At 67.3% G+C, this 19,221-nt stretch carries 20 protein-coding genes; 9 read left to right on the top strand and 11 right to left on the bottom strand.

Features of this window, described 5'->3' with window-relative positions; translation table 11 throughout:
• The first annotated feature begins 57 nt into the window (after positions 1–57).
• A complete protein-coding gene (locus AC5Y47_RS07230) occupies positions 58–519 on the top strand; it encodes a hypothetical protein (protein WP_499943232.1) in 462 nt (153 codons plus the stop codon).
• A gap of 234 nt (positions 520–753) precedes the next feature.
• On the opposite strand, the gene hsaB is transcribed toward AC5Y47_RS07230, so the two are convergent.
• Genes hsaB through hsaA form a run of 4 tightly spaced genes read right to left on the bottom strand, consistent with a single transcriptional unit; the run spans position 754 to position 4,285 of the window.
• The gene (hsaB, locus tag AC5Y47_RS07235) at positions 754–1,320 is read right to left on the bottom strand and encodes a 3-hydroxy-9,10-secoandrosta-1,3,5(10)-triene-9,17-dione monooxygenase reductase subunit (protein ID WP_499943233.1); all 567 of its coding nucleotides are present in this window, start codon (positions 1,318–1,320) and stop codon (positions 754–756) included.
• Between the two features lie 2 nt (positions 1,321–1,322).
• Positions 1,323–2,225 (bottom strand): iron-dependent extradiol dioxygenase HsaC, encoded by a 903-nt coding sequence (gene hsaC, locus AC5Y47_RS07240; RefSeq protein WP_499943234.1) that lies wholly within the window; start codon positions 2,223–2,225, stop codon positions 1,323–1,325.
• Positions 2,222–3,097: a 4,5:9,10-diseco-3-hydroxy-5,9,17-trioxoandrosta-1(10),2-diene-4-oate hydrolase gene (gene hsaD, locus AC5Y47_RS07245; RefSeq protein ID WP_499943235.1), complete on the bottom strand. Its 876-nt coding sequence runs from the start codon at positions 3,095–3,097 to the stop codon at positions 2,222–2,224. The genes hsaC and hsaD overlap by 4 nt, the downstream gene beginning before the upstream one ends.
• 3 nt (positions 3,098–3,100) lie before the next feature.
• Positions 3,101–4,285 (bottom strand): 3-hydroxy-9,10-secoandrosta-1,3,5(10)-triene-9,17-dione monooxygenase oxygenase subunit, encoded by a 1,185-nt coding sequence (gene hsaA, locus AC5Y47_RS07250; RefSeq protein WP_499943236.1) that lies wholly within the window; start codon positions 4,283–4,285, stop codon positions 3,101–3,103.
• Between the two features lie 173 nt (positions 4,286–4,458).
• Between hsaA and AC5Y47_RS07255 the strand changes: the two genes are divergently transcribed.
• On the top strand, positions 4,459–5,544 hold the full coding sequence (locus tag AC5Y47_RS07255; RefSeq protein ID WP_499943418.1) for a 2Fe-2S iron-sulfur cluster-binding protein: 1,086 nt from the start codon (positions 4,459–4,461) through the stop codon (positions 5,542–5,544).
• An 89-nt stretch (positions 5,545–5,633) separates the two neighbouring features.
• Positions 5,634–6,164 carry a hypothetical protein gene (locus AC5Y47_RS07260; RefSeq protein WP_499943237.1) on the top strand — a complete coding sequence of 177 codons (531 nt, stop codon included), beginning with the start codon at positions 5,634–5,636 and terminating at the stop codon, positions 6,162–6,164.
• An 87-nt stretch (positions 6,165–6,251) separates the two neighbouring features.
• On the opposite strand, the gene AC5Y47_RS07265 is transcribed toward AC5Y47_RS07260, so the two are convergent.
• Entirely contained in the window at positions 6,252–8,369 is a 2,118-nt protein-coding gene (locus tag AC5Y47_RS07265; RefSeq protein WP_499943238.1) for an acyl-CoA dehydrogenase family protein, read from the bottom strand.
• Positions 8,370–8,639: 270 nt separating this feature from the next.
• Here AC5Y47_RS07265 and kstR point away from each other — a divergent pair, with 270 nt between their 5' ends.
• On the top strand, positions 8,640–9,239 hold the full coding sequence (gene kstR / locus AC5Y47_RS07270; protein ID WP_463828576.1) for a cholesterol catabolism transcriptional regulator KstR: 600 nt from the start codon (positions 8,640–8,642) through the stop codon (positions 9,237–9,239).
• Between the two features lie 37 nt (positions 9,240–9,276).
• On the opposite strand, the gene AC5Y47_RS07275 is transcribed toward kstR, so the two are convergent.
• Positions 9,277–10,356 (bottom strand): Rv3575c family transcriptional regulator, encoded by a 1,080-nt coding sequence (locus AC5Y47_RS07275; RefSeq protein WP_499943239.1) that lies wholly within the window; start codon positions 10,354–10,356, stop codon positions 9,277–9,279.
• Positions 10,357–10,509: 153 nt separating this feature from the next.
• Here AC5Y47_RS07275 and AC5Y47_RS07280 point away from each other — a divergent pair, with 153 nt between their 5' ends.
• The 4 genes from AC5Y47_RS07280 to AC5Y47_RS07295 are packed head-to-tail and all read left to right on the top strand — an operon-like array spanning position 10,510 to position 14,164.
• A complete protein-coding gene (locus AC5Y47_RS07280) occupies positions 10,510–11,223 on the top strand; it encodes a sensor domain-containing protein (protein ID WP_499943240.1) in 714 nt (237 codons plus the stop codon).
• Positions 11,224–11,229: 6 nt separating this feature from the next.
• Positions 11,230–11,988 (top strand): LamB/YcsF family protein, encoded by a 759-nt coding sequence (locus tag AC5Y47_RS07285; RefSeq protein ID WP_499943241.1) that lies wholly within the window; start codon positions 11,230–11,232, stop codon positions 11,986–11,988.
• The gene (locus AC5Y47_RS07290; RefSeq protein ID WP_499943242.1) at positions 11,988–12,908 is read left to right on the top strand and encodes an MBL fold metallo-hydrolase; all 921 of its coding nucleotides are present in this window, start codon (positions 11,988–11,990) and stop codon (positions 12,906–12,908) included. Before AC5Y47_RS07285 ends, AC5Y47_RS07290 begins: the two co-directional genes overlap by 1 nt.
• 14 nt (positions 12,909–12,922) lie before the next feature.
• Complete coding sequence (locus AC5Y47_RS07295; RefSeq protein ID WP_499943243.1) at positions 12,923–14,164, top strand: SLC13 family permease; 1,242 nt, start codon at positions 12,923–12,925, stop codon at positions 14,162–14,164.
• Positions 14,165–14,181: 17 nt separating this feature from the next.
• Here AC5Y47_RS07295 and rlmB read toward each other — a convergent pair whose 3' ends face one another.
• The 5 genes from rlmB to carD all read right to left on the bottom strand — a co-directional run bounded on the left by rlmB (position 14,182) and on the right by carD (position 18,288).
• Positions 14,182–15,111, bottom strand: coding sequence for a 23S rRNA (guanosine(2251)-2'-O)-methyltransferase RlmB (gene rlmB / locus AC5Y47_RS07300; RefSeq protein ID WP_499943244.1), 930 nt, complete (start codon positions 15,109–15,111; stop codon positions 14,182–14,184).
• On the bottom strand, positions 15,112–16,518 hold the full coding sequence (gene cysS / locus AC5Y47_RS07305; RefSeq protein WP_499943245.1) for a cysteine--tRNA ligase: 1,407 nt from the start codon (positions 16,516–16,518) through the stop codon (positions 15,112–15,114).
• Positions 16,519–16,622: 104 nt separating this feature from the next.
• Positions 16,623–17,102, bottom strand: coding sequence for a 2-C-methyl-D-erythritol 2,4-cyclodiphosphate synthase (gene ispF, locus AC5Y47_RS07310; RefSeq protein ID WP_499943246.1), 480 nt, complete (start codon positions 17,100–17,102; stop codon positions 16,623–16,625).
• A complete protein-coding gene (ispD, locus tag AC5Y47_RS07315) occupies positions 17,099–17,770 on the bottom strand; it encodes a 2-C-methyl-D-erythritol 4-phosphate cytidylyltransferase (RefSeq protein ID WP_499943247.1) in 672 nt (223 codons plus the stop codon). The genes ispF and ispD overlap by 4 nt, the downstream gene beginning before the upstream one ends.
• 29 nt (positions 17,771–17,799) lie before the next feature.
• Entirely contained in the window at positions 17,800–18,288 is a 489-nt protein-coding gene (carD, locus tag AC5Y47_RS07320) for an RNA polymerase-binding transcription factor CarD (protein ID WP_007166539.1), read from the bottom strand.
• A 332-nt stretch (positions 18,289–18,620) separates the two neighbouring features.
• Here carD and AC5Y47_RS07325 point away from each other — a divergent pair, with 332 nt between their 5' ends.
• Complete coding sequence (locus tag AC5Y47_RS07325; RefSeq protein ID WP_499943248.1) at positions 18,621–19,181, top strand: copper chaperone PCu(A)C domain-containing protein; 561 nt, start codon at positions 18,621–18,623, stop codon at positions 19,179–19,181.
• Positions 19,182–19,221: the final 40 nt, after the last annotated feature.

Below are 19,221 nucleotides of genomic sequence, written 5' to 3' on the forward strand. Positions count from 1 at the left end.
CTCGATACAGACACGGCTACCGCACAGCCGCAAACCGAAGAATCGATGGAGCTCATCATGAGTACCGACAACGTCGTCTGGATCGTGATCGCCGCGCTGGTGGTCATCGCCGTGATCGCCGCGCTGGCCATGCTCGCCAACCGGAGCAAACGCCGCAAGCGGATTCAACAGGCCGAAGAGATACGCGAGCAGGCCAAGCTCGAACAGGCCCGTGTCGAACGCCGTGAGGCGCTGGCCGACGAGACCGCGGCCAGGGCACGCGCCGCCCAGGCCGAGGCCGAGGCGAAAGCCGCCGAAGCGGCCCGGTTGCAGGACCGCGCCGCAGCGCATCAAAGCGAAGCAGCCACCTCGCGCGAGAAGCTCGACGAGCAATGGCAGCGTGCCGAAGATCTGCACCCGACGGACAAAGTGGATTCCGCGGACCGGGCGGAAGGCGCCGACACCGTGACCGACGGGGGACGGGGCACCGAGTCAGGGAACTACCGCGACGACGACCACTCCCGCGGAGCGCGTACCTGAGACCGGCACGAACCCGTAACGCTGCTGCGAAACTCCCTCCAACTCCTTTCGCAGCAGCGTTACCCCGTGTTCCGGCCCGGCTACCGCCCCCCGGCGGGCGGCGGCACCAGCTGGTTCGATGTACTTGTATTGAGCGCCTGCGAGACACCGTCTTCGACGCGGGCGGCTTGTCGGCCTTGAAAGTCAAATTGCTTTACACCGAATCGGTGTTTCGACTTTGCGTGTCGAATTCGTTTACAGCCAGGTGTCCTGGGTGGTGGTGGTGAGAAACGCCTCCAGGTCGTCGCGCCACTGAGCCGGGGTGTTCTTGTCCGGTTCGATGCCGGTGTATTCGCCGCGATAGAACAGCAGCGGACGCGGCTTGATCTTGGGCAAGTCGGACAGCGAGTCGACCGCACCGAACACCACGAAGTGGTCGCCACCCTCGTGCACCGATGCCACCGTGCAGTCGATGTAGGCCAGTGAGCCTTCGATGATCGGCGAACCGAGTTGGGAAGGCCGCCAATCGATCCCGGCGAACTTGTCGGGTTCCTTGGACCCGAACCGCGCCGAGACGTGCTGCTGTTTCTCGGTAAGCACGTTGACGCAGAACCGCCCGCTCGCCTCGATCGCCTGCCAGGACCGCGACACCTTGGTCGGGCAGAACAGCACCAGCGGTGGGTCCAACGACAACGCCGCGAACGACTGACACGCGAAACCGATCGGCACGTCGTCGTGCACGGTGGTGATGATGGTGATCCCGGTGCAGAACTGACCGAGCACGCTGCGGAACGTGCGCGGATCGAGAGGCGGGGCAGCCACGGTCAGCTCTTGAAGCCGACCGAGAAGTCGTGGCCCCACAGACTGACCGCCGTGCTTTCCCGGGCGATCCAGTCGTCGTCGGCGACTTGCCTTCCTTCACAACCGAATTCGACGTCGAAGCCACCCGGCGTCTTCATGTAGAAGGACAGCATCAGATCGTTGACGTGCCGGCCCAGCGTCGCCGACATCGGCACCTTCTTGCGCAGCGCGCGGTCCAGGCACAAACCGACGTCGTCGGCGTTCTCCACCTCGACCATCAGGTGCACGATGCCACTGGGGGTCTGTCCGGGCATGAAGGCCAGACTGTGGTGACGAGGGTTGCAGCCCAAGAACCTCAACCAGGCCGGCGCTCCGTCGGCGGGTCGGCCCACGAGTTGTGGGGGCAGCCGCATGGAATCGCGCAACGTGAAGCCCAGGACGTCCCGGTAGAAGTGCAACGTTTCCGCGTCGTCACGGGTCGTCAGCACCACGTGTCCCAGCCCCTGCTCACCGGTGACGAATTTGTGTCCGTAGGGGCTGACCACCCGGCGATGCTCCAGTGCGACGCCGTGGAAGACCTCCAGGCAGTTGCCCGACGGGTCGGAGAACCGGATCATCTCGTCGACGCGACGGTCGGCCAACTCGGCGGCGGTCGCCTCCTTGTACGGCGTGCCCTCGACTTCGAGCCGATTCCGGATCTCTTGCAGCCCTTCGGCATTCGCACACTCCCAGCCGGCCTCCGAGAGCCGGTCGTGCTCGCCGGGGACGACGACCAGCCGGGCCGGGAAGTCGTCCATGCGCAGATACAGGGCACCCTCGACGGTGCCCTTACCCTCGACCATGCCCAGGACCTTGAGCCCGTACTCGCGCCAGGCGGCCATGTCGGTGGCCTCGATGCGCAGATAACCCAGGGAACGGATGCTCATCTCGCACCTCCTACGAAATCGATGGTCAGCTTGTTGAACTCGTCGAACTTCTCCACCTGGGCCCAGTGCCCGCATTGCCCGAACACGTGCAGCTGGGCCCTGGGGATGGTCTTGAGCGCCACGAGCGCACCGTCGAGCGGGTTGACCCGATCCTCGCGGCCCCAGATCAGCAGCACCGGCTGACGCAGCTTGTACACCTCGCGCCACATCATGCCGAGCTCGAAGTCGGCTCCGGAGAACGACATTCCCATCGCGCGGGTCGCCGTGAGCGACTCCGGCGTGCTGGCCAACTCGAACCGCTGGTCGATCAGTTCGGGGGTGATCAGCTTCTGGTCGTAGACCATGACCCGCAGGAACGCTTCCAGGTTGTCCCGGGTCGGCTCCATCGAGAACTTCCCCAGGCGTTTGACACCCTCGGTCGGGTCCGGGGCGAACAGATTGACGCTCAGCCCGCCCGGGCCCATCAACACCAGCCGCCCGGCCAGGTCCGGGTAGTCCAGCGCGAACCGCACCGCGGTGCCGCCGCCCAGTGAATTGCCCACCAGCGGAGCACGTTTGAGCCCGAGCTGGTCGAAAAGCCCCTTGAGCGCCCGGGCCGCATAGCGGTTGAACTGTCCGTGTTCGGCGCGCTTGTCGGAGTGCCCGTATCCGGGCTGGTCCACCGCCAGCACATGGAACCGCTCGGCCAGCACCGCAATGTTGCGCGAGAAGTTCGTCCAGCTCGACGCGCCCGGACCGCCGCCGTGCAGCAGCACCACCGTGGGGGCGTTGCCGATGCCCGCCTCGTGGTAGTGCAGTTTCAGCGGTCCGTCGACGTCGACTTCTGCAAAACGCGAGGTGGATTCGAAGGTGAGTTCCTCGGTGGCGGTCATGGCCTAGACCATGGTGTCGCCGGGCGGCAACCCGAACGCGTGGTTCCCGAAGATCTGGTAGGCCCGTTCCGGGTCGTTCGCGGCGTGCACCCGGCCCGCGTGCGCGTCACGCCAAAAGCGTTGCACCGGTTGCTCGATGCCCAACGCGGTGGCGCCGGACGCCTCGAACAGCCGGTCTATCGAGGAGATCGATCGCCCGGTGGCGCGCACCTGGTCGCGACGGGCGCGGGCACGCAGGTCGAACGGGATCTCCTGGCCGGCCGACAGCAGCGCGTACTCGTCGCCGACATTGCCGATCAGTTGCCGCCAGGCAGCGTCGATGTCGCTGGCCGCCTCGGCGATGCGCACCTTGGCGAACGGGTCGTCCTTGGATTTCTCCCCGGCGAACGCCGCACGCACCCGCTTGCCCTGGTGCTCGACGTGGGCGTCGTAAGCGCCGTAGGCCATGCCGACGATCGGCGCCGAGATGGTGGTGGGATGCATTGTGCCCCAAGGCATCTTGTAAACCGGGGCGGTGTTGCGCTCATACCCGCCGGCGGTGCCGTCGTTCATCGCCTTGTACGACAGGAACCGGTGCCGGGGCACGAACACGTCCTTGACCACCACGGTGTTGCTGCCGGTGCCCTTCAGCCCGACCACGTGCCACACGTCGTCGATCTGGTACTCGCTGCGCGGGATCAGGAAGCTGCCGAAGTCGACCGGGCGGCCGTCCTTGATCACCGGGCCGCCCAGAAACGCCCAGGTGGCGTGGTCACATCCGGACGACCACTGCCATGCCCCGTTCACCAGGTAGCCGCCGTCGGCGACGACACCGGCGCCCATCGGCGCGTACGACGACGAGATCCGCGTCTTGGTGTCCTCTCCCCACACCTCTTCCTGGGCCTGCTGGTCGAACAGCGCCAGGTGCCAGTTGTGCACACCCAGGATGGAGCTGACCCAGCCGGTGGAACCGCAGGCGCTGGCGATGCGGCGTACGGCCTCGTAGAACAGGGTGGGGTCGCATTGCAGGCCGCCCCACTGCTCGGGCTGCAGCAGGGTGAAGAAGCCAACCTCGTCGAGTTCCTGCACCGTTTCGTCCGGCAGCCGGCGCAGATCCTCGGTTGCCTGAGCGCGCTCACGGATCCGCGGCAGCAGATCGTCGATGGCAGCTAACACCTGCTGCGCATCACGCTGTTGAATGGTGGTCACTTAGGTTTGCCTCCTGTGGGAGTGCGGGCTGAGTCGAGAACCGATGCGGCTGACTTAGGGAAAGACTAGAACACGTTCCGATTTGTGTCGAGCAGGGTATTCCTGCGGCTGGTAGAGATGCCAATCGGGTTTTCTATAACATGTTCTAGTTGAGATGGAAGAGAGGGCGGGCCTTGACCCAGGCGGATCTGGACCAAGCACCGGACGAACCGCTCGGCGACCATGTCCTGGAGCTGCAGATCGCCGAAGTCGTCGCCGAGACCGACGATGCGCGGTCGCTGGTGTTCGCAGTGCCCGACGGTGCGTCCATCCCGCCGGAACGGCTACGCTACGCGCCCGGTCAGTTTTTGACCTTGCGGGTGCCCAGCGACCGCACCGGGTCGGTGGCGCGGTGTTACTCGTTGTGCAGTTCGCCGTTCACCGACGACGCGTTGACCGTCACCGTCAAACGCACCGCGGACGGGTACGCCTCCAACTGGCTGTGCGACAACGCGCACCAAGGCATGCGTATCCATCTGCTGGCGCCGTCGGGTACCTTCGTGCCCAAGACCCTGGACGGCGACTTCCTGCTGCTGGCCGCCGGCAGCGGAATCACTCCGATCATGTCCATCTGCAAGTCGGCGCTGGCCGAGGGCAGCGGGCAGGTGACGCTGGTCTACGCCAACCGCGACGACCGCTCGGTGATCTTCCGCGACGCATTGCAGGACCTGGCCACCAAATATCCCGACCGGTTCACGGTGGTGCACTGGCTGGAGTCTTTACAGGGCCTGCCCAGTGCCGCCGCATTGGCTCACCTCGCCGCGCCCTTCACCGACCGGCCCGCGTTCATCTGCGGACCCGGACCTTTCATGGAGGCGGCGCGACAGGCGCTGGATGCGCTGAAAGTGCCGGTGCAGCAAGTGCATATCGAGGTGTTCAAGTCGCTGGAGTCCGACCCGTTCGCCGCCGTCACGATCGACGACAGCGACGACGACGAGGCGGGACCGGCCACCGCGGTGGTCGAACTGGACGGGGAGACCCATACCGTCTCGTGGCCGCGCAGCGCGAAGTTGCTCGACGTGTTGCTGGCCAAGGGGCTCGATGCGCCGTTCTCCTGCCGGGAAGGTCACTGCGGCGCGTGCGCCACCACGCTGCGTGGCGGCAAGGTCACGATGGAGATCAACGACGTGCTCGAGCAGGAGGATCTCGACGAGGGTCTGATCCTGGCCTGTCAGGCTCATCCGGAAACCGACACGGTCGAGGTCACCTATGACGAGTAGGCACGACGACCTGTCAATCTCCCCGGAAATCTGATTCGGTAGAGGTCACAGCGCTAAGTTCTGCTCAGGTCGGTGGAAAGGGGAGCACGATGAAGCGGTTGGTACCGGGTCTTGCGCTGGTCGGGCTGATGCTGACGTTGCTGCCCGCCCCGACAGCCGTCGCCGGCAGCAACACCGCCACCACGTTGTTCCCGGTAGACGAGGCGAATCAGATCGAGACGCACACCTTCGTCAACTGCCACGGGAACGGCAGTTGCGACTTCGTTGCCGGGGCGAACCTGCGCACTCCCGACGGGCCGGCCGGCTTCCCGTCCGGTCTGTGGGCACGCCAGACCACCGAGATCCGGTCCAACAGTCGGGTGGCCTACCTGGATGCGCACGCGACCAGCCAGTTCGAGCGGGTGCACAAAGAGGGCGGCATCGACACGATCACCACCGTCTACTTCGGCGAGGGCCCGCCGGACAAGTACCAGACCACCGGCGTCATCGACTCGGTGAGTTGGTCGACCGGACAACCGATGACCAACGTCACCGTCTACGTCTGCACGCACATGCAGGTCGTCTACCCGGGGGTGAACCTCACCTCGCCCAGCACCTGCGCCGTCACCAACTTCGCCTGAGGCTGGGCCGGCCCTCACGCGAGCGTGAATCACACGACGCTTCACCGGCGTGTCGGGTCGCAGGATTCACAGTCGACCTAGGGGCTTCTAGCGCGGCAGCCCCAACAACCTCTCGGCGGCCACGGTCAGCAGGATCTGCTCGGTGCCCCCCGCGATGGTCAGGCACCGGGTGTTGAGGAAGTCGAATACCGCCTGGTTGTGGACCAGCCCACCGCCCTCGGACACATCCATCATGTATTCGGCCAGCTCCTGCCGGTAACGCACGCCGATCAGCTTGCGCACGCTGGACTGAGCCCCGGGGTCTTGCCCGCCGACAGCCAGCACCGCGATGCGCTGGTCCAGCAGCGCGCCGGACTGGGCCAACAGGATCAGGTCGGCCAGCCGGTCCTGCTGGGCGGCGTCGAGGTCGAGGTCGGCGAGCACCTTGAGCAATTCCTCCATCGGGTTGCCCAACGCGGTCCCGCTGGCCATCGCGATCCGCTCGTTGGCCAACGTGGTGCGGGCCAACCGCCAGCCGTCGTTGACCTTGCCGACCACCATCTCGTCAGGCACGAACACGTTGTCCAGAAAGACCTCGTTGAACAACGAGTCGCCGGTGATCTCGCGCAGCGGCCGGATCTCGATGCCGGGCGCCTTCATGTCGATGAGGAAGTAGGTGATGCCCTTGTGCTTCGGGACGTCCGGGTCCGTTCGGGCCAGGCACACCCCCCAGGCGGCCTTGTGCGCGGCCGACGTCCACACCTTCTGTCCGCTGAGCAGCCAGCCGCCGTCGCCTCGCACCGCTTTGGTGCGCAACGACGCCAGGTCCGAACCCGCCCCCGGCTCGGAGAACAGCTGGCACCACAGGAAGTCACCACGCAGGGTCGACGGCACGAATCGCTCGATCTGTTCGGGTGTGCCGTGCTCGAGGATGGTCGGCGCGGCCCACCAGCCGATCACCAAATCCGGCCGCTCGACGCCGGCCGCCGCCAGTTCCTGGTCGATGAGCAGCTGCTCGGCCGGACCCGCGCCGCGCCCGTGCGGCGCCGGCCAGTGCGGCGCCTGCAGGCCGGCCTCGGCCAGTGCGGCCTGCCGCTTCTCGACCGGCAACTCAGCCACTTCGGCGACGGCCGCGGCGATCTCCGAACGCCGACCCTCGACTTCGGTCAGGTCGATGGACAGTTGCCGGCGCACGCCGTCCTGGGTCAGCGCCGCGACCCGGCGCAGCCAGAATTCCGCACCACCGAGGAATCGTCCGATGCTGTGCGCCCGCCGCAGGTAGAGGTGAGCATCGTGCTCCCAGGTGCAGCCGATGCCGCCGAGCACCTGAATGCAGTCCCGCACGTTGGCCTTGGCGGCCCTGATGGTCAGACCGGCGGCGACGGCCGCGGCGATGGCGAACTGCCGAGCGTCGGGATCGGACGCCGCGCCGGCTGCATCGCCGGCGGCCACGTCGGCCTGCTCGGCGCGACACAACATTTGCGCGCACAGGTGCTTGATCGCCTGGAAGCTGCCGATCGGCTTGCCGAACTGCTCGCGCACCTTGGCGTAGGCGACCGCGGTCTCCAGGGCGTACCAAGTGACGCCCGCGGCCTCCGCCGCCAGCAGCGTCGCGGCCAGGTCGGCGACCCGTCCGGGCGGGGTGTCCAGCCGGATGGCCCGCGCCGACGTCAACTCCACGCGGGCCAGCGGGCGGGAGAAGTCGGCGGCGCGCAGCGGCTCGAGCGACACCCCGTTGGCGTCAGCGTCGATTAGCAGCCACTCTCCGTCGCCCGGCACCAACAGCACGCCGCCCGGTGCACCGCCGGACACCCACGGCAAGACCCCGGAAGCCACCGAACCGTCGAACCGCACCTCGCCTTCCAACGCCAGTCCGGCGAAACGTTCACCGGATATCAACGCGGCCAGGACTTCCGGATCATCAACGATGAGAGTCGCCAGCGCGGTTGTGGCGACCGGACCGGGCACCAGCGCCTTGGCGGCCTCCTCGACCATGGCGCACAAGTCCGCGATGCTGCCGCCGGCTCCTCCGGCCTCCTCGGACACCGCAACGCCGAACAGGCCGAGGTCGGCCAACCCCGCGAACACCGGCCGCCAGGCGTCGGGCTCTCCCTGTTCCACGGCCCTGGCCACCACGGCGGCGGCCTGCCCCGAAGCCGCGCCGCGGGCCCAGTCGCGCACCAACTCGCGCGCTGCGAACTGTTCGTCGGTGACGGTCGCTACCACCAGCACTCCTCGGCGTCATCAAATTCACAGGGCAGGCAATCAATCATGCCCACTAGAACGTGTTCTAATAGTGGAAGCGATCGGCCGTCAAGTCGACGGTATCAGGCCAGGACACGTCGTCGGCCCGGCTACGGGGAGGTGGGAGATTAACGCGAAGAATGCGTATCGTTTGCGATCAGATCGCCCGCACGAGGAGCCGCCCGCCGTATGTCGCCAGCGAACACGAGCAACGCTCGCGCTTCCGACAACCACCCTCGCGAGGTCGTGAACGTGGCGGTACTGGCTGAATCGGAGTTGGGGTCGGAGGCGCAGCGCGAGCGGCGCAAGCGCATCCTGGACGCCACCATGGCCATCGCGTCAAAGGGCGGCTACGAGGCCGTTCAGATGCGCGCGGTGGCTGATCGCGCCGACGTCGCGGTGGGCACGCTGTACCGCTACTTCCCGTCCAAGGTGCACCTGCTGGTGTCGGCGCTGGGCCGCGAGTTCAGCCGCATCGACGCCAAGACCGACCGTTCCGCGGTGGCCGGCGGCACCCCGTTCCAGCGGCTGAATTTCATGGTCGGCAAGCTCAATCGCGCCATGCAGCGCAACCCGCTGCTGACCGAGGCCATGACGCGCGCGTACGTGTTCGCCGACGCGTCGGCAGCCAGCGAGGTCGACCAGGTCGAGAAGCTGATCGACTCCATGTTCGCCCGGGCCATGAGCGACGGCGAGCCGACCGAGGACCAGTACCACATCGCCCGGGTCATCTCCGACGTGTGGCTGTCCAATCTGTTGGCGTGGCTGACCCGGCGCGCCTCGGCCACCGACGTCAGCAAGCGCCTGGACCTGGCCGTGCGACTGCTGATCGGCGATCACGAGAACTGCTAGTCGCGCAGTCCGCTCGCAGCGGGTCGCGACCATCGGACTAAGCCGGCGGGCCGCAGGTCCGCCCCCGGACCAGTTCGGTGTCCAGCAATTCGACCACCGGCAGGCCGGACCGCGGCGGTTGCAGCACCAGTTCACCGGCGCGGCGACCCTTCTGCAGACTGGGCTGCGCCACCGTCGTCAACCCTCGGCTGATCGCGTCCTCGACGCCGTCGAAACCGGTCACCGTCATCTGGCCCGGCACGTAAATGCCGTGTGCGCGAAGGTAATCCATGGCCGACAGGGCCAGGATGTCGGCCGTGCACATCAGCGCGGTGATCCGCGGATTGGCCTGCAGAGCCACTCTGGCGGCATCGCCGCCCGAAGTGGGCAGGTGCTCATAGCTTTCCACCACCGTCAGCGAATCCGGATCGACGCCGGCGACCGCCATCGCCTCCCAGACCCCGATGATGCGTTCGCGCTGCACGTCGAACGTCGGCGACATCAACCGTTCGGCGTCGACCAGCCCTTGACGCCGGTCGCGTCCCAGTCGCATGGTGAGCAGCCCGATCTCCCGATGTCCCAACCCCAGCACGTGGTCGGCGATCTGGCGCATCGCCGCGCGGTCGTCGATGCCGACCCGCGACACCGCCGACAAGCCCACCGGCTGATCGACCACCACCACCGGCAGCCGCCGTTGCAGCACTACCTGCAGGTAGGGGTCGTCGTCGGACACCGAATACACCACGAACCCGTCCACCCCGGCGCCCAGTACCGCCGTGGTGCCGTCCTCGATGCTGCGACTGGGACCCACGGACACCAGCAACAACCCCTGACCGAGCTCCTCGCACGACTGCGCCAGTCCTGCGACGAAGTCCCGTGCCGCCGGGTCGCTGAAGGAATAGGTCAACGCCTCGGTCATCACCAGACCCACCGCACCGGCCTTGCGGGTACGCAACGATCTGGCCACCGGATCGGGCCCCGCGTAGCCGATGCGTTTCGCGGTGGCGAGCACCCGCTCACGAAGTTCCGGGGAGAGTTGGTCGGGCCGGTTGAAGGCGTTGGAGATCGTGGTGCGCGATACCTTGAGCTCGGCTGCCAACGACGCCAGAGTCGCCCGCCTGCGCGGTGTGGGACTCACGTTCGGTGAGGCTACCGCGGTTTGCGGGCCGCAGCTGCAAGACGGCGCGGGTGTCGGAGGCCGGGGTCGTTCGGCGACATCGACACAGCCAGCGCCTAAGCTGATGAGGCGCCGGCTGATGGGGCCTGCGAGGTGCTTGGGGAAGGGGGAACAGTGCGCCAGCAGATCGCCGCGGTCGTCGCGCTGAGCGGGGCGTGCCTGCTCATCGGCGGTTGCACAGACGTGATTGACGGCAAGGCCATGGCAGGCGACAAGACCGGTCTGGCTAATCAGACTCCGATCTCGGTCAGCGCCCTGGACAACCTCCTGCTCGACACCAGCCAGATCAACAGCGTCCTGGGTGCGACGTCGATGAAGGTGTGGTTCAGCGCCAAAGCCATGTGGGACTGGAGCAAGAACGTCAGCGACAAGAACTGCCTGGCCGTCGACGGCGCCGCGCAGGAAAAGGTCTACGCCGGGACCGGGTGGAAGGCGATGCGCGGGCAGCGCCTCGACGACAGCATCGATGACTCCAAGAAACGCAAGCACTACGCGATCCAGGCGGTGGTGGCCTTCCCGAACGCCCAGGACGCCAGCAACTTCTACAACTCCTCGGTGCAGAGCTGGAAAGCCTGCGGCAACCGTCGCTTCAACGACGTCAGCCCCAACCAGCCCGACACCATCTGGACGGTCAACGATGTCACCGACCAGAACGGCATGCTCAACACGTCCGAAGTCCAGGAGAACGGCGACGGCTGGGCGTGTGAACGTGCCCTGACGGTGCGCAACAACATCGCGGTCGACATCGTGACGTGCGCCTACTCCGAATCCGGCACCGCGGCAGCCGACATCGCCAACCAGATCGCCGGCAAGATCGCCAAGCTGTAGGCCGAATTGCGCCGCATCGACCTCAACGCCGATCTGGGTGAAGGATTCGGCGTCTGGCGACTGGGTGACGACGAAGCCATGCTCGGCATCGTCACCAGCGCCAACGTGGCGTGCGGCTTCCACGCCGGCGACCCGGCCGGACTGCTGCGGGTGTGCCGGTCGGCCGCCGAGCGGGGGGTGCGGATCGGCGCACAGGTGAGTTACCGCGACCTGGCCGGATTCGGCAGGCGGTTCATCGACGTCGACGCCCAGGACCTGCATGCCGACGTGATCTACCAGATCGGCGCACTGCAGGCGTTGGCACAGGCCGGCGGTGCGGCGGTGTCCTACGTCAAACCCCATGGGGCGCTGTACAACACGATCGTCACGCATCGCGAACAGGCCGCCGCGGTCGCCGCTGCGATACATGATGTGGACGCTGCGCTGCCGGTGCTGGGCATGACCGGATCGGTGTTCTTCGACGAGGCCGAAAGCCGAGGTCTGCGCACCGTCGCCGAGGCCTTCGCCGATCGCGCCTACACAGCCGAGGGCCGGTTGGTGCCCCGTCGCGAACCCGGTGCGGTGCTGCATGATCCGACGCAGATCGCCCAACGGGTAACGGCCATGGTGGCCTCGGGCGAGGTGCCGGCAGTCGACGGCTCCCCGGTTGCAGTGACAGTGGAATCGGTTTGCGTGCACGGTGATTCGCCGGGCGCGGTGTCGATCGCGGCCGCGGTGCGTGACGAGCTGCTCGCCGCCGGGGTCGAGTTGGGCGCGTTCTGCTGATGCGGCTCAAACTGGGACGGCCCGACCTCGGACAGTATTCGGATCGGTTCGATGTGCCCGCCGCCCAACCTGATTCGCCGCTGTGGGCGACCTGGATGGGGGTGGCGACACTGCTGCTGGACGACGGGTCGTCGGCGTTGCTGACCGATGGCTACTTCTCCCGTCCGGGACTGGCACAAGTGGCCGTCGGCAAGGTCGCGCCGTCGGCCGCGCGCGTCGACGGCTGCCTGGCCCGGGCCAAGGTATCTCGGCTCGCTGCCGTCATACCGGTGCACACCCACATCGACCACGTCATGGATTCCGCGTTGGTCGCCGAGCGTACCGGCGCCCAGTTGGTCGGTGGTGAGTCGGCGGCCAACGTCGGCCGCGGACACGGCCTCCCAGAGGACCGTCTGGTCGTCGCGGTCTCCGGTGAGCCAATCGCGTTGGGGGCCTACGAGGTTACGCTGGTCGAGTCGCATCACTGCCCGCCCGACCGGTTTCCCGGGACGATCGACGCGCCGCTGGTGCCACCGGTGAAGGCGTCGGCCTACCGCTGCGGCGAGGCGTGGTCGACGTTGATTCACCACCGGCCATCAGCGCGACGGCTGCTGATCCAGGGCAGCGCCGGTTTCGTCGAGGGCGCACTGGCCGGATACCGAGCCGAGGTCGCCTATCTCGGTGTCGGACAACTGGGTCTGCGGCCGCGCTCATACCTGGTCGACTACTGGTCCGAGACGGTACGCGCAGTGGGAGCGCGCCGCGTGGTTCTCATCCACTGGGATGACTTCTTCAGCTCGCTGTCAGAACCGTTGCGGGCCATGCCATACGCCGTTGACGACCTGGACGTGTCCATTCGCATCCTCGACGAGCTGGCTGCAGAGGACGGTGTCGAGATCCATATGCCGACGGTGTGGCGGTACGAAGATCCCTGGCGTTAGAAGCGAATTCAGCCTTGGCCCTGATCCTCAGCCTGATATCGCTCGTTGTCGTCCTCGGCTTTGCCGTGGCCCGCCCCCGCGGATGGCCGGAAGCCGCTGCGGCCGTACCCGCAGCCGCCATGCTGATTGCAGTTGGTGCCATCTCACCAAGCCAGGCCGCGGCGCAAACCTCCGGACTGGCCCGCGTAGTCGCCTTCCTCGGAGCGGTGCTTGTGCTGGCCAATCTGTGTGACGCCGAGGGTCTGTTCGAAGCGGCCGGCGCAGCCCTGGCGCGTGCGACCGCAGGGTCGACCGGGCTGTTGCGACAGTTGTTCGTCATCGCGGCCGTCATCACTGCGGTACTCAGCCTGGACGCGACCGTGGTGCTATTGACTCCGGTGGTGCTGGCCACCGTCCGGCAGCTGCGAACTCCGTTGCCCCCGTACGCCTATGCCACAGCCCACCTGGCCAATGCGGCCTCGCTGCTGCTTCCGGTGTCGAATCTGACCAACCTTCTCGTCTACCGCGGCGCGAATATCTCGTTCACCAGGTTCACGTTGCTCATGGCGCTGCCGTGGCTGTCCGCGGTCGCTACGGTCTATCTGGTCTTCCGGTTGTTCTTTGCGCGGGACTTGCGGGTCGACCCAGACCGTACCCAAATCGGTCCGCCGGCGCGTCCGCCGCTGTTCGTTCTGCTGGTCGTGGCGCTGACGCTCGTCGGGTTCGTCGCCGCCGAGTCGCTTGACGTGGCACCCGCATGGGCCGCGCTGGCCGGGGCCACAGCGTTGGGGTTGCGGAGTCTCCGGCAGAGGCACATCTCGGTGACAGAGATCGTTCGCTCGGCGAATCTGCCGTTTCTGGTGTTCGTGCTCGCGCTGGGCATTGTCGTTCAGGCGGTAACGCTGAACGGGATGTCGGCGCGGATGTCGGCGTTCCTGCCAGCCGGGTCGAGCCTGCCGGCGCTGCTCGGTATCGCCGCCGTGGCCGCCGTGCTCGCCAACGTGGTGAACAATCTGCCCGCGACACTGGTGTTGGTGCCGCTGGTCGTGGCCAGCGGTCCGGCGGCCGTGCTGGCGGTGTTGATCGGTGTCAACATCGGACCGAATCTGAGCTACGCCGGATCGCTGTCCAACCTGTTGTGGCGACGGGTGCTGCGGAGCCAGGATGTGCCGACCGGCGTTGGCGAATACACGCGACTCGGGCTGTGCACGGTGCCGCCCGCTCTGGTGGTGGCGGTGGTGGCCCTGTGGGCGAGCGTGCAACTGTTCGGGGTGTAGTTGTTCCTGCGCGCGCCCTAACTTCTGCGTTGACGTGCGATTTCGGCGAGCACCACCCCGGCGGCAACTGCGGCGTTCAGCGACTCGGTCCGACCCGCCATCGGGATCGACACCACCTCGTCGCAGTTCTGCCGCACCAACCGGGACAACCCCTTACCCTCCGAGCCGACGACGACAACGATCGGATCGGTGCCGTCCAGTTCGTCTAGCGGGGTGTCGCCGTCGGCGTCGAGCCCGACCACGCGCAACCCGCGATCGGCCCAATCCTTCAGTGTCCTGGTCAGATTCGTCGCTCGGGCCACCGGTATCCGGGCTGCCGCCCCAGCGCTGGTGCGCCACGCGACGGCGGTCACCGAGGCCGACCGGCGCTGCGGGATGACCACACCGTGGCCGCCGAACGCCGCCACCGATCGCACGATCGCACCGAGGTTGCGCGGATCGGAGATGTTGTCCAGCGCGACCAGCATCGCCGGGGACGCGGCCAGTGCGGTCGCGACCAGGTCGTCGGGGTGGGCGTAGTCGTACGGCGGCACCTGTAACGCGATGCCCTGATGCAGATGGTTGGCGGTCATCCGGTCCAGGTCGCTGCGCGGCACCTCCAGGATCGAGATACCCGAATCGGCTGCGCGAGAGACGGATTCGGTGAGCCGCTCGTCCGCCTCGACGCCCAGCGCCACATATAGCGCGGTGGCCGGCACACCGGCGCGCAGGCATTCCAGCACCGGGTTGCGGCCCAGCACCGTCTCGGTCTCGTCGACCTTCCGGGCCGGGCGCTGCGGTTGGGCCTTGGCCCGCTTGGCTGCCGGATGATTGGGCCGCAGATGCGCCGGCGGCGTCGGCCCGCGCCCCTCCAGCCCGCGACGGCGCTGGCCACCCGAACCGACGGTCGGACCTTTCTTGGTACCGGTCTTACGGATGGCTCCCCGGCGCTGCGAATTGCCGGCCATCTACTTGCCGTCACCACCCAGCGTCCACTGCGGACCGTCGGCAGTGTCGGTGACCTCGATGCCGGCCTGCTTGAGCCGGTCCCGGATCTCGTCGGCCAGGGCCCAGTTTCGCTCCTCGCGAGCCTTCTGCCGGTTCTGCAATTCGGCCTGCACCAGCACGTCGACGGCGGCCAACGCGGCCGAGGTCTCGTCTTTGGATTCCCAGCGCTCGTCCAGCGGATCGCAGCCCAGGATGCCCGTCATCGCCCGGATCGCACCGGCGGCGTGCAACGCACTCTCGTGGTCCCCGGAATCCAGCGCGCGGTTGCCGTCGGCGCGGGCCTGGTGGATCTCGGCCAGCGCCGCCGGCACCGACAGGTCGTCGTCGAGCGCCGCGGCGAATCGCGGCGTCCATTCGCCGGGGCAGACGGCTCCCACCCGGCTGCGCACCCGGTGCAGGAAATCCTCGAGCCCGACATAGGCCTTCACCGCGTCCTGCAGCGCGACCTCGGTGTACTCCAGCATCGAACGGTAATGCGCGCTGCCCAGGTAGTAGCGCAGTTCGGCCGGTCGCACCCGCTGCAGCATCGCGGGGATGGCCACCACGTTGCCCAGCGACTTGCTCATCTTCTCGCCGCCCATCGTCACCCAGCCGTTGTGCAGCCAGAAGCGGGCGAACCCGTCCCCGGCGGCACGGCTCTGGGCGATCTCGTTCTCGTGGTGCGGGAAGATCAAATCCATTCCGCCGCAATGGATGTCGAATTCCGGTCCGAGATAGGTGCGGGCCATCGCCGAGCATTCGATGTGCCAGCCGGGACGTCCGCGCCCCCACGGCGAGGGCCACGACGGCTCGCCGGGCTTTTCGCCCTTCCACAGGGTGAAGTCGCGCTGATCGCGCTTACCGGTGGCCACGCCTTCGCCCTGGTGGACGTCGTCGATGCGGTGTCCGGACAGTTGCCCGTACTCCGGGTAGCTGAGCACGTCGAAGTAGACGTCGCCACCGGCGGCGTAGGCGTGACCGGTTTCGATCAGGCGTTCCATTAAGTCGATCATCTGGGTGATGTGGCCGGTCGCGCGTGGCTCGGCGGACGGGGGCAACACGTCCAGCGAGTCGTAGGCCGCGGTGAACGCCCTTTCGTGGGTGGCCGCCCACTCCCACCAGGGCCGGCCGGCGGCGGCCGCTTTGGTGAGGATCTTGTCTTCGATGTCGGTGACGTTGCGGACGAAGGCGACGTCGTAGCCACTCGCGGTCAGCCAGCGGCGCAGGATGTCGAACGCGACGCCGCTGCGGACGTGGCCGATGTGCGGTAGCCCCTGCGGGGTGGCGCCGCACTGGTAGATCGAGACGTGTCCGGGCCGTAACGGCGCGAAGTCACGCACGGCACCGGTCGCCGTGTCATGGAGCCGCAGGCCGGCACGATCGGTCACGACGTGCCAGCTTACTGCCTGCACTCGGGCCGCCCGGCGCGAGCGTCACGCCAGAGTGACCGTCAGCGCCGAACGTCACCCCAGCGTGGCTCACGAGCGCGGGTTCAGCGCAGCGGAAGGACCATCGCCGTGGCGATGGCGGCCAGGCCCTCGCCCCGCCCGGTGAGGCCGAGCCCGTCGGTGGTGGTGGCGGCCACCGACACCGGGGCGTTGAGCAGCCTCGACAGCACGGCCTGAGCCTCGGAGCGCCGCCCGCCGATCTTCGGCCGATTTCCGATCACCTGGACGGCCGCATTGCCCACCCGGTAACCGTCCTCGGTGAGCAGTTCGATCACGTGCCGAAGCATGTCGGCGCCGCTGACGCCCTGCCAGCGTGGCTCGTCGACCCCGAACACTCCGCCGATGTCGCCCAGTCCGGCTGCGGAGAGTACGGCGTCACACAGGGCGTGCACGGCGACGTCGCCGTCGGAGTGTCCGGCGCAGCCGTCCGCACCGGGGAACAACAGGCCCACCAGCCAGCAAGGACGGCCGGGTTCGATGGGGTGCACGTCGACACCCAACCCGACGCGCGGCGACTGGATCACTGGCGGGCTATCGACTTGGCCAGCAACAGATCCAACTGGGTGGTGATCTTGAATGCCAGCGGGTCACCGTCGACCACCTGGATCTGTCCGCCGACCTGCTCCACCAGGGATGCGTCGTCGGTGAACCCGCCGGTGTCGGCGCGACGGTAGGCGCGCGTCAACAACTCGGTCGAGAATCCCTGCGGTGTCTGCACTGCGCGCAGACCCGCCCGCTCCGGCGTGCCCAGAACCACCCCGTTGGCATCGACCGCCTTGATGGTGTCGGACAGCGGCAGTCCGGGCACGACGGCGCTGTGGCCTGCCCGCAACGCCTCGACGACCCGCACGATCAGCGCGGGGGGTGTGAGCGGGCGAGCCGCATCGTGCACCAACACGTACTCCGTCGACTCCGCGATCGCCGACAGCGCTAACTGCACTGATTCGGCGCGGGTCGGCCCGCCGGCGACGATGGTGGCGATGTGGCCCAGGATCAGCTTCGCCTCGTCGGTGCGGTCAGGCGGCACCGCCACGACGACGGTGTCGACGACACCCGATGCCCGCAGACCCTCGACGGCCCGCTCGACCAGCGACTGCCCTTCGAGTTGATAGAACGCTTTGGCCACACCCGCGGCCAGCCGTTGCCCCGACCCCGCGGCCGGGACGATCGCAGCTACGTTTCCCGCGCCCATTTACGAGCCCCGGGCGGTTCAGGAGGCGTTCAGGAAGCTGCCGCCAGAACCTCGTCCAAGATGGTTTCGGCCTTGGCGTCATCCGTGCTCTCGGCCAGCGCCAACTCGCCGACCAGGATCTGCCGGGCCTTGGCCAGCATCCGCTTCTCGCCGGCGGACAGGCCGCGCTCCTGGTCGCGCCGCCACAAGTCGCGCACTACCTCGGCGACCTTGTTCACGTCGCCGGAAGCCAGCTTCTCCAGGTTGGCCTTGTACCGACGCGACCAGTTGGTCGGCTCTTCGGTGTGCGGTGCGCGCAGCACCTGGAAAACCTTGTCGAGGCCTTCCTGGCCTACGACATCGCGGACGCCGACGTACTCGGCGTTGTCAGCGGGCACTCGAACGGTCAGGTCACCCTGCGCGACTTTCAAGACGAGATACTCTTTTTGCTCCCCTTTGATGGTTCGAGTTTCGATCGCCTCGACTAACGCAGCACCGTGATGTGGGTAGACAACGGTGTCACCGACCTTGAAGATCATCTGATTCGAGCCCCTTTCGTTAGTTAAGTCTAACACGCGGGCCCGGCGCGTGTGGAACAACGGTGCAGGTCAGAGGCACGCCACGCGCAGATTAGGGGTTGACAGGCGGGCTCAGACGTGCAGGGGGATTATCTTCGGTGACGCATTCGGCCCCCTGGGCACGGGTCCGAATCCGCCCTCTGAGGGTACCTTGTTGGGTTCGACGGAATTCGGCGGGGCTGTCCGCCCTGCGACATCCCCGGTCCCCGCTACCGCCCGCGGTGCCTTGCTACTACTGTCCATAGTTGAAAACCGAAGTCCGTGAAGTCCGTGCGCCGAGCAGGAGGCATTGAGTGAACCGGTTGAACATCCGCCTGCCCAAGCTAACCGCCTCGTTGGCGACCGCCGGCATGGCTGTCGCCGTGCTCAGTGGCTGTGGCACCGGTCAGATCTCCCAGACCGCGGCGCAGGAACCCGCCGTCAACGGCAACCGGGTCACCATCGGCCAACTGGCGCTGCGCGACATCCGCATCCAGGCCACTCAGACCGGCGACTTCCTACAACCAGGCCGCACGGTGGACTTGGTGCTGGTGGCGGTCAACGACTCGCCGGACAAGAGCGACCGGCTCACCGGCATCACCAGCGAAATCGGTTCGGTGACGCTGGCCGGGGACGCGAAGGTGCCGGCTTCCGGGATGCTGTTCATCGGCACCCCGGACGGACAGTCGGTGGCCCCCGGCCCGCCGGGATCCACCGGCGCCGCGAAGGCGACAGTGAACCTGTCCAAGCCCATCACCAACGGGCTGACCTACAAGTTCACCTTCAAGTTCGAGAAGGCCGGCGAGGGCAGCGTGCAGGTACCGATCTCGGCCGGTGTGGAACAGTCGCAGCAGCCGGCGCCGCATCACTCCTGAACCGCCTGTCGATCCAGGAATCTGTCGGACCCCGCAGATA

This window comes from Mycobacterium sp. NGS22, from assembly GCF_059813095.1.

Coding starts and splice junctions, on each gene's coding strand:
- AC5Y47_RS07230 (WP_499943232.1), top strand. CDS start 58: ATGAGTACCGACAACGTCGTCTGGATCGTGATCGCCGCGCTGGTGGTC.
- hsaC (WP_499943234.1), bottom strand. CDS start 2,225: ATGAGCATCCGTTCCCTGGGTTATCTGCGCATCGAGGCCACCGACATG.
- hsaD (WP_499943235.1), bottom strand. CDS start 3,097: ATGACCGCCACCGAGGAACTCACCTTCGAATCCACCTCGCGTTTTGCA.
- AC5Y47_RS07260 (WP_499943237.1), top strand. CDS start 5,634: ATGAAGCGGTTGGTACCGGGTCTTGCGCTGGTCGGGCTGATGCTGACG.
- AC5Y47_RS07290 (WP_499943242.1), top strand. CDS start 11,988: ATGCGGCTCAAACTGGGACGGCCCGACCTCGGACAGTATTCGGATCGG.
- rlmB (WP_499943244.1), bottom strand. CDS start 15,111: ATGGCCGGCAATTCGCAGCGCCGGGGAGCCATCCGTAAGACCGGTACC.
- ispD (WP_499943247.1), bottom strand. CDS start 17,770: ATGGGCGCGGGAAACGTAGCTGCGATCGTCCCGGCCGCGGGGTCGGGG.
- carD (WP_007166539.1), bottom strand. CDS start 18,288: ATGATCTTCAAGGTCGGTGACACCGTTGTCTACCCACATCACGGTGCT.